Source organism: Pseudomonas sp. QD4 (assembly GCF_049199125.1).
Taxonomy (GTDB): Bacteria; Pseudomonadota; Gammaproteobacteria; order Pseudomonadales; family Pseudomonadaceae; genus Aquipseudomonas.
In genome coordinates, this window is sequence record NZ_JBLZOM010000001.1 from 1,937,361 (window position 1) to 1,949,335 (window position 11,975).

Below are 11,975 nucleotides of genomic sequence, written 5' to 3' on the forward strand. Positions count from 1 at the left end.
CCTGTCTTAACAGCACGGCTCCTTCCTGGAGCGCGCCTGGGCTACTGCGCCCGGCACGCGCCTGGCCCGGGATCGCAGTCGTCGAGGAGCTTTACATGGATACGCTTTACCGGACGGCCCGCCAAGGAGTGTCCGCCCCGCGGTTCGCACTGAACCTGCTGACCCTTGGCCTGCTGCTGGCCAACGCGATGCCTGCGGCCCAGGCCAGCGAAACCGAACTGCCGGCGGTGACCGTCACCGGCGAAGACACCTCAGGCTATCAGGCCCACAGCGCGTCGGTCGGCGGCTTTGAAGCCGCGCCCCTGCTTGAAACCCCGGCCTCGATCACGGTGATCAACGACGCCATGATCAAGGATCAGCAGGCCCGCCTGCTCAGCGAAGTGCTGCGCAACGATGCCTCGGTGGGCGATAGCTACGCACCAGTCGGCTACTACGAAAACTTCGTGGTGCGCGGCTTCTCGCTGAACGCCGCCAGCAGCTACAAGATCAATGGCCGCACCATCACCGGCGAACAGAATGTCGCCCTGGAAAACAAGCAGCAGGTGGAACTGCTCAAGGGCCTGGCCGGCCTGCAGAGCGGCATCAGTGAACCCGGTGGGCTGATCAACTACGTGACCAAGCGTCCGACCGACGTGCGCTCGGTGACGGTCTCCACCGACGATCGCGGCAGCGGCTACCTGGCCACCGATGTCGGCGGCTGGTTCGGCAGCCAGCAGCAATTCGGCCTGCGCGCCAACGTGGCCCATGAAGACCTGCATTCCTACGTCGAGCACGCCAATGGCCAGCGCGACTTCGTGTCCCTGGCCTTCGACTGGAACATCAGCCCCGACGCCCTGCTGCAACTGGATGCTGAGTACCAGACCAAGGAACAGCGCTCGGTGCCGGGCTACCAACTGCTTGGCGGCACCCAGCTGCCGCACCACGCCTCGCCGAAAAAACTGCTGGCGCACCAGAGCGGCTCCAAGCCGGTCAGCAGCGAGGCGCTGAACCTCAATGGCAACTTCGAGTACCGTTTCAACGAACAGTGGAAAGGCAGCTTCAGCGCGTCGCGCAGCCAGGTGGTGATCGACGACTACAGTTCGTTCGCCTGGGGCGGCTGCACCGTCCGCTGCATCACCCCCGGCGTCGCCAACTACTTCAGCCCGGAAGGCGACTACGACATCTACGACTTCCGCAGCCCCGACGACACCCGGCGCACCGACGAGGCCCAGGCCATGCTCAGCGGCCGCTTCGACACCGCCGGCCTGGGCCATGAACTCAGCGTCGGCACCAGCGCCTTGCGCCGCGTGGTGGATAAACGCGAGCCGATCAACGAGTGGCTCGGCAGCGGCAACATCAACAGCGAACCGGCGGACCTGGAGCGCTACAGCGGCCCGCTCAACAAGTCCCACACCCGCCTCGACAGCCGCCAGTACGGGCTGTTCGTCAATGACCGGATCAGCTTCAACGAGCAATGGCAGACCGTGCTCGGCGGGCGCGAAGTGCGCCTGGACGAACAGGCCTTCGACAAAGATGGCAACGACGTCCGCCATACCCAGCAATACGTGTTCCTGCCCGAGGCGGCGCTGATCTATAAACCGGCGCCCAACCTGGCGCTCTACACCCGCTACAGCAAGGGCCTGTCCCTGGGTGGCGAAGCGCCGTGGTTCGCCAGCAACGCCTCTGAAATCCTGGCGCCCAGCGTGTCGCGGCAGATCGAGGCCGGGGTCAAGTATGACTGGCAGCGCATCAGCTTCGCCGCCGCGCTGTTCCAGCTGCGCCAGGCTTACCAGTACTCGCGGCCCAACGATGACGTCGCCAACTCCTTCACCTTCGTCCAGCAGGGCCAACAGAAAAACACTGGGCTGGAGCTCTCGGCCAATGGCTGGGCCAGCCAGCGCCTGCAGATTTCAGCGAGCGTGGCAGCGATCCGCGCCCGGGTCAGCGACAGTGGCACCGACGCCTATGACGGGCACCAGGCAATCAACGTCCCCAAGCTGCGGGCCAGCCTCTACGGTGACTACGCCCTGCCCTGGTTCGATGGCCTGGCAGTGCTCGGCGGCGTGCAATACAGTGCCCGCAAGTACGCCGACAACCTGGGCCAGGTGCAGACCGGGTCCTACGCCATCTTCAACCTCGGCAGCCGCTACAGCACTCGCATCGACGGCTACGACACGGTGTTTCGCCTGACGGTCGACAACCTGTTCGACAAGCGCTACTGGCGTGATGCCGGCGAATACATGGGCGATGCCTACCTGTTCCAGGGTGCGCCACTGACGGCCCGCCTGAGTGCTTCGATCAACTTCTGATTGCCCCCCTGACGTGTGAGTTAAGGAACCTGCTATGTCCGATCTCGAAATAGCTGCCGTCATCACCAACATCCTTGGCGTCTGGCTGACCGCCCGGCGGATCCGCTGGTGCTGGCCGGTCAACGTGCTTGCGGTGCTGCTGTACGGGTGGATCTTCTATGAGGCCAAGCTCTACTCCGACACCCTGTTGCAGGGCGTGTTCGTGGTGTTGCAGGGCTACGGCTGGTGGCGCTGGAGCCAGGGCGGCCTGGCCGACGGCAAGGTCCGGGTGGCGCGCCTGCCCCTGCGCGAAGGCCTGCTGGGCCTGTTGTGCGGCGCTATCGGCGCACTGTTGCTGGGGGCAGTGATGCACCGCTACACCGACGCTTCGGCGCCCTGGATGGACGCGCTGCTCACCGCCTTCAGCCTGGTGGCCAGCGTTTGGGCGGCGCGCAAATATGTGGTCAGTTGGTGGTTGTGGATCGTCCTCGACTGCCTGTATGTCGGCCTGTTCCTGTTCAAGGACCTGCGCCTGACGGCCGGGTTGTACGCAGGCTTCGTGGTGCTGGCGGTGTACGGCCTGCGTGCCTGGCAACAGGACCTGGCGCGCCAGGAACAACACGCGCGCCCCGTGTGAGCCCGCTCGACGGCTGGCAAGTCGATTGGTTAGTGTAGGCAGCCTATTGATGGCGCCGTTTGGCGCCATCGTCCTCTTCGCTTCGCCAACAGGCGCCAGACCGAATGCCCTTCGATCCCATCTCCCCCCACTACCAGCGGATCCGCGAGCAGATCGCCAGCGACATCGCCAATGGCGTACCCGAGGCCGATCAGAAATTCCCTTCCGAGCGCGACATGATCGAACGCTTCGGTTGCACCCGGGTCACCTTGCGCCAGGCCCTGCAGCAACTGGAAGCCGAAGGCCTGGTGTACCGCGAAAACCGCCGGGGCTGGTTCGTCAGCCCGCAGCGCATCCGCTATGACCCGACGCGCATCAGCGGCTTCATGGAATACGTCAGCGCCCAGGGCCGTACCCCGCGCACCGAATGCCTGCAGGCCGAACTGCGCCCGGCCGGCAGTTGGCTGGCACGGCGCATGGGCCTGGCTTCGGCCGACGAGCCCGTGTTCTACCTTCAGCGCCGGCGCTGGATCGACCGACGCCCGGTGCTTCTGGAGTTCAACGCGCTGCTCGCCAGCTGGTGCCCGGGCCTGCTCGACGCCGACTTGAACACCTCCCTCACCCGACTGCTGCGCGAACGCTTCTCGCGGGTGCAATCGCGCTGCGAACTGGACATGCACATCGGCACGGTCAACGAGCAACAAGCCGAACTGCTGCAACTGTCTCCCGGCTCCACCAGCGTCTACCTGGAGCGCCTGAACTTCGGCGAAGCGGATCAGCCGGTGGAGTTCGACCAGGAGTTCTGGCGCCCCGATGCCCTGTCGATCGTGATGCAGACCCGCTACCCGGGCACGGCCTGAAGCCACCCGGTACAGGGGCCCCGGGCAACAACGCGCCCTACCCATTGTGACGGGTGGCCGGCGCGCGGCTCAGCAGGCTGTCGACCCTGGCACTCGCGGCCTCGACTGAAGCGCAGTGCAACAAGGGGTAACCCCAGAACTTCTGGTAGCCGTCGGCGAAGGCCTCGACCCGGGCCTGGGCCTCGGCGTCCGGGGCAATCACGATACTGGCCTTGATCCAGCGGCGCAGCGCCTGCTTGTTCTGCTTCATCCACAGCGATGCCTGCTTGAGCGAAGCCTGGCTATCCTCTTTCGGTTGCGGCTGCTCGCCCGGCACGTCGGCGGTGACCAGCACAAAGGGCTGCTGGCGTTGCAGCAAGGCGTCGAGCTGGGCGAATGGATCGTCCTGGCCCACGGCTGGGCGGTAGTGCAACCAGACCAGGGGAAATTGGCGGTGATCGATGATCATGGGAGGCTTCCTCGGCAACTGACAAACAAGAATATCTATCATCTGCAAAAGCCAGATTGACCGCATCGTTCAACCTGGACAACTCATTGATCAATCCAGCCATCTTCCATCAGGGGACTGCACCAGTGGCCTGGCCCGCTCCTGACAGAAACTGACACCAAACCCGGTTAGGCTGACGGCGACTTCAGGCTACTCGACGCCTGAAGCAGGCCCCCATGAGAAGGACACTCCGATGACACGCTCCATCACCATCCTCAGCGAGAATTTTGCCGATTGGGAAACCGCCCTGATCAACTCCACGGGCCGCGGTTACTTCGGTTTCCAGACGCGTTTTGCCACCCCTGGCGGCGCGGCGGTGACCTCCTCCGGCGGCATGCGCATCCTTCCTGACCTGGCGATCGAGGCCATCGACCTCGATGAACTCGATCTGTTGATCGTATGTGGCGGCACGGTCTGGCAGTCCGAGCAGGCCCCGGACATCAGCGCCCTGATCAGCACCGCCCATGCTAAAAACCTGATCGTCGCCGGCATCTGCGACGGCACCCGGGTCCTGGCCCAGGCAGGCGTGCTGGATGCGGTGCGCCACACTTCCAACTCGGCAGAAAACCTCTTGGCCCTCAATTATGCGGGGGCCGCCCACTATCAGGATGTGCCCTATGCCGTGGCCGACCAGCGTGTCGTCACCGCCCCGGGCACCGCACCCGTGAGCTTTATGGCGCAGATCCTGCGGGTCGCGGGCATCCACGATGAACGCCTGGACGCCTACCTGGCGATGCACGCGGCAGAGCACCGTCACCCTGGCTGAAAATCAAAAAAAGCGTGCTCTAATGGCGCCCTTTTTTCAGCTAACCGGACCCCGCCCATGGCTGCCCAACGCATTCGTCCACTTGCCCTCTGCGTCTTTCACCACAACGGCAAAATCCTGGTCAACCAGGCGTACGACAAGGTCAAAAAGCAGCATTTCTTCCGCCCGATCGGTGGCGGCATCGAGTTCGGTGAGCTGAGTGCACAGACGGTGGTCAGGGAGGTCCGTGAGGAACTGGGCGTGGCCATCAGCGGCGTTCGGCTGCTCGGCACCCTGGAAAGCCTGTTTATGTACGACGGCACCCAGGGTCATGAAATCGTGCAGATCTACGACGCCGACTTCGACGACTCCAGCCTCTACCAACAGCCTCACCTCAATGGCCATGAAACCGACGGCATGGCCTTTACCGCAAGCTGGCATGACAGCTCAAGCTTCACCCACCAGGCGCCACTGGTGCCCGTGGGGCTGTACGAGCTGCTGAAGAAGGCCGGGCTGCTCGACTGAGCCCGCGCTGCTTCAGATATCCAGGCGCGGGTAGCGGCTACCTGTCTCGGGATTGCGGATCTTGTGCAGGCGATACAGCGCCTGCTCCTTGAGCACCTGGTCCTCGGACTCGGCAAACGCCTTGATCACCGCCACCGCCTCGCTGGTGCCAATCGCCCGTAGCGCCCAGAAGCACTTCTTGTAGTAGGCACCATAGTCGTCGTATTCCAGGTACTCCAGGAGCGGCTTCAACAACACCGCCTGGCGCAGGAACGGCACGCTGCCAGGGTCGGCGGCCTGCTGCAGCGACCAGATGATTTCTTCATGGTCCTCGTGGTCGGTCATGATGAGGCGTTCGCAGGCCTCCTTCAGTTGCTTGGCGTCCATGGGGCGTAATCCGCAAAGCGGGCGCGAAATTGCGACCGCGGGCAAAAATACAACAGAGTGGGCGTGCGACGCGATCTTCCGGGCCGTGCAACGTCCCGGCCCGCAGGTGAACGTCACAGGTCCATAAAGGTCGAAACCTTTATGAAGACGCTGCTGATACGGGCGAGAGTCAAGATGTCGTGATCAGCGATAAGCGGATTCAGACGCAGCGAAGCACTCTGACAATCGAGTACTTCGCCTGATCGAGCGAGCACCCCAGATGTTCCGGGTGCCGCCCGCTTAACGAAGGAGACACTCAATGGTTACCCACTACAAGGTCGCAGGGCACCTTGCCTGCGGCCACCACGGCACCCACCTGGTCTCAAGCTCCGAACTGACCCGGGTCAAATGCCGTAGCTGCAGAAATACCGAGGCCTACAAACAGGCCCGCAAGGATGAGCGCAACGCCACCCGTCGCGCCGCTCGCAAAGCCAGGGCCACCCACACCGCCAATGATTGGCGCGCCGCATGGCGAGAAAGACTGACCGCCATGAAGGGGCCGCAACGCTTGCCCCGGGGCTTTGCTTCACAGCCGTTTGTCTAAACATTCGGGGCTGCAGATCCAGCCTATCCACTGCGCAGCAATGACCTGAGCACTGATCCGCCAAAGCCCGCCGAGTGCGGGCTTTGTTGTCCATGCCAACCCTGCAGTTGCCTGTCTGTACGAATTTCCAGTAACGCCCCGAGCCGCGCAAATAGTAGCCTCAACCACCCACACGGCGTCTTGCTCACCTGCATGCCCTTCAGCGCATGCACGCTGCTTTGATCAGGGACGGCCATCAGAAAATAGCGCACGCGCAGAGCTGGAAACGAAGTCGGGTGGGGCACGTTAATTGCAAAAAAATAACCATAACGAGAGCACGAACAACGAGTCGCGCTCCTTTCGCCTGATGTGCAGTTCAGAGGTCGCCCTTGCATGGATCTTTCAAAACTTACCCCGTCCCTGGAGTTTCAGGACCAGCGGCTGAAGTATCTCTTTCTCAGCTATCAACTAGGGTCCATGCGCGCTGCGGCAGACCAACTGGGGATCGCCCCATCGTCGGTCAGCCGGCAAATAAATTTATTGCAGACAGAGCTGAGCATCGATCTGATCGAAGCCGGCACTCACCGCATTCGCCTGACCGAAGCGGGCCTGGTCACCGTGGATTACTACCGTGCACGGGCGAGCCAACATGAGGCGCTGCTCAACCGGCTGGACGATTTGCGCGGCCAGCATTTGGGCAAGACAGTGGTGGCCGTGGGTGAAGGGCTCTTCGGTGCGCAGCTGATCGGCAAATTGCAGAGTTTTTTCAAATCCTACCCGGGCCTGCGCACCGAGATCCTGATTGCCCCGACCCTTGAAGTTCAGCACATGGTGATGGAAGACCAGGCGCAGATCGGCGTGCTCTTCGCTCCCCATCCCAACCCTGCATTGCGCCGCCAGTTCGGTATCAAGCAGCCGCTGCGGGCCATCGTCCACCCTGATCACCCGCTGGCCCGACAGCCATCCATTACCCTGGAACAACTGGCGAGCACCCAACTGGTATTGCCCAACCACGGCTATCGGGTGCGGGAGTTGGTCACCCTGTCGTGCAAGGGCAAGCCGTTTGAAATTGAGCCGGCAATCACTGCCAACTCACTGCAGGTGATCATCGACTTCGTCAAAGCCAACATGGCCAGCACCCTGCTGGCCGAGGTGATGATCCTGCCGGAGCTCAAGGCCGGAACCCTGGTGGCCCTTGAGGTGGAGTGCCCGGAGATGAACAGCACCGAGTTGCAGATCATTCGCCGCCAGTCACGCAAACTGCCCACCGTCACCCAGGAGCTGATCCGCCACCTGGCGCGTTCAATCAGCAAATTGAGCAACGCCGGCTGAGCCGGAACCACAAAAAAGGCGGAACGTAGAAACCGTTCCGCCTTTTTTGTCAGGGCAAGGTCAGTGAGGCAAATCCGGTTTGCGCCGGATGCTGAACAAGGTGCCCGTGGTGATCAAGCCAAACACAATCAACATCACTGACACCGGCCAGGCCGAGTGGAAGGCCCCGAACAAGGCCGTTGCCGCCAACGGTGCGAGCCCACCGGAAAAAATCGACGCAATCTCGTGCCCCAACGCCATGCCGGAATAGCGCACATGGGCCGGAAACAGTTCCCCCATCAACGCCGGCTGGGTACCGATCATGGCGCCGTGGCAGAAGGCCAGGCCGACCAGCAATGCCAGGTAGACGTAGCCGCTGACATGGGTATCGATCAACCAGAAGAACGGGAACGCGAATAGCACCAGGCTGATGGAACCGATGGCATAGACCGTACGCCGGCCAATGATGTCGGACAGCCAACCCCAGAACAGAATGGTGAAGGCCTCGACAATCATGGCGACCATCACCCCGCCCAGCACCACTTGCGTGCTCAAGCCGGTCAGCTTTGCGTAAGCCATCACGAAGGCGAGGAAGATGTACGCGCAGCTGTTTTCGGCCATGCGCAGCCCCATGGCCTGGAACACTTCCCTGGGGTGCTTGCGCAGAACTTCCATCGCCGGCGGATGCTTGACCTTCGCCCGTTGCGCCGCAGCATCCTCGAAATCGCGGCTCTCCGGCAGGTTGCGGCGAATGTAGATACCGACCCCGAACACCAGGACACTGGCCAGGAACGGCAGGCGCCAGCCCCAACTCAGGAAATCCTCGGTGGGCAGCATCTGCACCAGGTAGAACGCTGCGGCCGAGAGCACAAACCCACCGGAAACACCAAGCTGGCTCCAGGCCGCATAGAAACCGACGCGATTGGCCGGCGCGTTTTCGCTGATCATCAACACGCCACCGCCCCACTCGCCCCCCGAGGCGATGCCCTGGGCGATACGCAACAGCACCAGGGTGATGGGCGCCAGATAACCCGCTTGTTCGAATGTCGGCAGCAAGCCCATCAGGAATGTCGAAACCCCCATGATGCTGAGCGTCATGACCAGCGCTTTTTTGCGGCCGTCCCGGTCGCCGATATGACCAAAGATAATCCCGCCCAGGGGCCGGGCAAAAAAGCCCACGGCAAAACCTGCGAACGCGCCCATGGTGCCAAGCACCGGATCAGTCCCGGCAGGAAAGAACAGCGGGCCGAAAATCAACGCCGCCGCCGTGCCGTACAGGAAGAAGTCATACCACTCCAATGCGTTGCCAAACACCGAGGCGATGACAATTCGGCGCATGGTGGAAGAGCTGGGTGTTTGGGTGACGCCTGCTTTGAAATTACTCATCTACTTCTCCAAACCGAGCCAGCGGCTCACCAGATCTTCCAGGTGTATGAGGTGACGAGGCGGTACTCGTCATAGTTGTTGCCGTACTTCTGCTTGGTGTTGAAGTTCTTCAGGTCAACGCTCAAGCCCTGGAGCGCACCGCTTTGAACCACATAAGACAGGAAGATGTTGCGTTCACTTTCCTGGTCATGACTCAACCCTGCACCACGGTCGATCGCGGTGCCCTTGATGTAGCGCGTGAACAGTTTCAGGCCGGGTATCCCCATGTTTGCGAAGTCATAGCCATAACGCACCGACCACGATCGCTCGTCCGGCCGGATGAACGGCAGGCCTGCCCAGTTCGGCAGATACGGTTGCGGAACATAGCCGTTGAGCGTCGGGAACACCGTTTCACCCAGCATGCGCTGATAGCTGACGCCAAACAGATGGGCGCCTTTTTGCAGGGTCACCAGGCCGCTGTAGGATCGGTTGTCGACCTTGCCTGCAAGGGCACTGCCATCTTCACTGTTGTTGAAGTAGCCCAGGTCAGTCTTCAGGACGTAGCCGTCCCCCAGGTCCAGCGCATGTTTGAGACCGGCGTAGTGTTGGCGGTAGATATCGTTGAGCACGCCATAAAAATAAGTGCCTTGCAGGGTCGGCGTGAACGAGTAGGTGCCGCCGCCGAAATCCAGCCCCTTGCTGTCCAGATCGTCGGTCGAGCCGTACTTGTAGAGCTGCTCGTGGTTGGAAGACTGCCGGGTGACGCTGGACCAGAAGCGCCCTCCCGTCAGCTCCAGGCGGTCTATTTCCCGGGAGTTGACCACCGCCCCCTGGTAGATGGTATCGAGCTGCCGACTGGGATCGTTGGAAGCGATCGGCAGGTTGGGTTTCTGGTCACCGATTTTCACTTCGGTTTTCGAGTAACGCAGCTTCAGCGTGCCACCGGCGCGGCTGTAGTCATTAGCAGCCTTTTGCTCGTAGGTGCTGTAGGGCAATGAACCATCGTTGCCCGTGGAATCAAGCCGCAACGCGTACTGCGCATTGGCATCGAAACCGATGGCCAGCGGGGTGTCGGTGTATCCGGATTGAAACTGCAGATCAAAGCCCTGGGACCAGTTGCCGACTTTGGAGGTGGGCGCCTCGCTGTTGGTGAAGTTGCGGTTCAGGTACAGGTTCCTGAAGTTCAAGGACAGGTGACTCTCGTCCATCAGGTCGGCGTGAGCCGACCACGGTATTGCTATCCCTATAAGCCCTAAGTAGTGAATTGCATGCACACGCAAAGCTCGCTTTGACATAGTTACATCCATACAGGTTTGCCACGGTTGGGGGCAGAACTTCAGAGACATGGCAGTGAATGACAGCGCCGATCTGAACGCCCGCGGCTGTCATGTTTTTTATTGTTGTTTGAGTGGTGAATCAGATATCCAGAACCAGGCGCCCGGAGCGCGCCCTTGAACAGCACAGCAGCATTTGATCGTTCGCCTCGCGCTCGTCTGCAGTCAGGTAGACGTCACGGTGATCGGGCTCTCCTTCCAGCACGTCACACAGGCAAGTGCCGCAGACGCCCTGCTCGCACGACACGTCAATGGCGATGCCCACTTCGGCCAGGGCCTGCACGATGCTTTGCCCGGCTTGCACCTGCAGGGTTTTACCGCTGCGGGCGGTGTGGACTTCGAAGGCCTCACCGGAACCGTCAACCTCAACCTGGAAATACTCGCGATGCACCTGCTCATTGCCGTAGCCAGCCGCCGTGGCCGCGTCGATCACCCAGGTCATGAACCCCGACGGCCCACAGGTGTACACATGGCAGCCTGGAGCCGCAGTGCCGAGCACGGCATTCAGGTCGAGCTTGCCGGCCGGCTCATCATCGAAATGGGTGCTGACCCGCTGGGAAAACGGTGCGCTGGCCAGTTCTTGCAAAAACGCCGCCTGACTGCGCGAGCGACCGCAATAGTGCAACTCGAAATCAGCGCCCCGGGCGTGCAGTGCATAGGCCATGGCGATCATCGGTGTGATGCCGATTCCGCCACCGATCAACAGTGAACGCTGGGCATCAACCGCCAAGGGAAACAGATTGCGCGGAGCGCTGATGGTCACCACGCTTCCCTCGCGCAACGTGGCATGAACCGCCTCGGAGCCACCGCGCGAGGCCGGATCCTTGAGCACCCCCAATCGATAGAGGCCAGGGTCTGCCGGATCGCTGCACAGCGAATACTGGCGCACCAGGCCATCGGGCAAATGCACATCCACATGGGCCCCGGCCTCGAACGCGGGCAACGGCGTGTCATCCGAGGCACACAGGTCCAGTACCAGCACGTTGCCGCCCTGCTGCCGGGCCTTGTGCACCACAACCTTCAATACACTGTCAGTCATCGATTCACGCCCATGATCAGAGGATGTAACCGATACCGGCGAGGGTATCGTCGGAGTTGATCAGGCGAATCAGCTTGCGCTGAATCTTGAAGGTGCCTGCGTCCCGTTCCAGCTCATAGACGATGTCGGCGCTGTAGTGCTTGAGCGAGTCCTTGCGAAATTCCCGCAGGTTCTGCGCACAGCGCACCGTCACCTGTTGCGCGTTTTCCGACAGCACGCGAAAGCGCGACAACGTGCGCACGGTACGCGGCTGCGGGCTGGTGGAAATCGACTCGCCGCTGGTCAGGCGCTGCACCCGCAGCTGGCGCATGCCGGCGTCGTCATAGGCGTAATTGAGGGTGTTTTCGAAGTCCTGCTCCTGGGGGTCGATCGGGATGATGTAAGTGCCCTTCTCCGCCCATAGGTCCAGCCAGGCATCGAATTCGCCATGGTCGAGCATGTCGCCTTCCTGCCAGATGAAAGCGGTGACTTCGTTCAGTAATTTCAGGTTCATCAAGG

At 61.8% G+C, this 11,975-nt stretch carries 13 protein-coding genes; 7 read left to right on the forward strand and 6 right to left on the reverse strand.

Annotated features, from left to right (window positions below):
- Positions 1-95 precede the first annotated feature (95 nt).
- The 3 genes from ACOZJV_RS08485 (at position 96) to ACOZJV_RS08495 (ending at position 3,743) form a co-directional block, all read left to right on the forward strand.
- Positions 96-2,288, forward strand: a complete 2,193-nt coding sequence (locus ACOZJV_RS08485) for a TonB-dependent siderophore receptor (protein ID WP_421547335.1) — start codon at positions 96-98, stop codon at positions 2,286-2,288.
- A gap of 34 nt (positions 2,289-2,322) precedes the next feature.
- A complete protein-coding gene (gene pnuC, locus ACOZJV_RS08490; RefSeq protein WP_078473820.1) occupies positions 2,323-2,904 on the forward strand; it encodes a nicotinamide riboside transporter PnuC in 582 nt (193 codons plus the stop codon).
- A gap of 104 nt (positions 2,905-3,008) precedes the next feature.
- Positions 3,009-3,743, forward strand: coding sequence for a UTRA domain-containing protein (locus ACOZJV_RS08495; RefSeq protein ID WP_078473821.1), 735 nt, complete (start codon positions 3,009-3,011; stop codon positions 3,741-3,743).
- A 37-nt stretch (positions 3,744-3,780) separates the two neighbouring features.
- Here ACOZJV_RS08495 and ACOZJV_RS08500 read toward each other — a convergent pair whose 3' ends face one another.
- A complete protein-coding gene (locus ACOZJV_RS08500) occupies positions 3,781-4,191 on the reverse strand; it encodes a hypothetical protein (RefSeq protein ID WP_078473822.1) in 411 nt (136 codons plus the stop codon).
- 232 nt (positions 4,192-4,423) lie between these two features.
- On the opposite strand from ACOZJV_RS08500, the gene ACOZJV_RS08505 reads away from it, so the two are divergent.
- Both ACOZJV_RS08505 and ACOZJV_RS08510 read left to right on the forward strand, forming a co-directional pair.
- On the forward strand, positions 4,424-4,996 hold the full coding sequence (locus ACOZJV_RS08505; protein WP_421547336.1) for a type 1 glutamine amidotransferase family protein: 573 nt from the start codon (positions 4,424-4,426) through the stop codon (positions 4,994-4,996).
- Between the two features lie 57 nt (positions 4,997-5,053).
- Positions 5,054-5,500: an NUDIX hydrolase gene (locus tag ACOZJV_RS08510; RefSeq protein ID WP_421547337.1), complete on the forward strand. Its 447-nt coding sequence runs from the start codon at positions 5,054-5,056 to the stop codon at positions 5,498-5,500.
- Positions 5,501-5,512: 12 nt separating this feature from the next.
- On the opposite strand, the gene ACOZJV_RS08515 is transcribed toward ACOZJV_RS08510, so the two are convergent.
- Positions 5,513-5,866 (reverse strand): hypothetical protein, encoded by a 354-nt coding sequence (locus ACOZJV_RS08515; protein WP_078473825.1) that lies wholly within the window; start codon positions 5,864-5,866, stop codon positions 5,513-5,515.
- Between the two features lie 298 nt (positions 5,867-6,164).
- On the opposite strand from ACOZJV_RS08515, the gene ACOZJV_RS08520 reads away from it, so the two are divergent.
- The gene (locus ACOZJV_RS08520) at positions 6,165-6,449 is read left to right on the forward strand and encodes a hypothetical protein (RefSeq protein ID WP_078473826.1); all 285 of its coding nucleotides are present in this window, start codon (positions 6,165-6,167) and stop codon (positions 6,447-6,449) included.
- 372 nt (positions 6,450-6,821) lie between these two features.
- A complete protein-coding gene (locus tag ACOZJV_RS08525; RefSeq protein ID WP_421547338.1) occupies positions 6,822-7,760 on the forward strand; it encodes a LysR family transcriptional regulator in 939 nt (312 codons plus the stop codon).
- 60 nt (positions 7,761-7,820) lie between these two features.
- Here the strand turns inward: ACOZJV_RS08525 and ACOZJV_RS08530 are convergent, their stop codons facing one another.
- The 4 genes from ACOZJV_RS08530 to ACOZJV_RS08545 all read right to left on the reverse strand — a co-directional run bounded on the left by ACOZJV_RS08530 (position 7,821) and on the right by ACOZJV_RS08545 (position 11,970).
- Positions 7,821-9,125 carry an MFS transporter gene (locus ACOZJV_RS08530; RefSeq protein ID WP_238596244.1) on the reverse strand — a complete coding sequence of 435 codons (1,305 nt, stop codon included), beginning with the start codon at positions 9,123-9,125 and terminating at the stop codon, positions 7,821-7,823.
- Between the two features lie 26 nt (positions 9,126-9,151).
- On the reverse strand, positions 9,152-10,312 hold the full coding sequence (locus tag ACOZJV_RS08535; protein WP_242487587.1) for an OprD family outer membrane porin: 1,161 nt from the start codon (positions 10,310-10,312) through the stop codon (positions 9,152-9,154).
- 208 nt (positions 10,313-10,520) lie between these two features.
- Entirely contained in the window at positions 10,521-11,477 is a 957-nt protein-coding gene (locus tag ACOZJV_RS08540) for a PDR/VanB family oxidoreductase (protein WP_421547339.1), read from the reverse strand.
- A 16-nt stretch (positions 11,478-11,493) separates the two neighbouring features.
- The gene (locus ACOZJV_RS08545; RefSeq protein WP_078473831.1) at positions 11,494-11,970 is read right to left on the reverse strand and encodes an aromatic-ring-hydroxylating dioxygenase subunit beta; all 477 of its coding nucleotides are present in this window, start codon (positions 11,968-11,970) and stop codon (positions 11,494-11,496) included.
- Between the last annotated feature and the right edge of the window lie 5 nt (positions 11,971-11,975).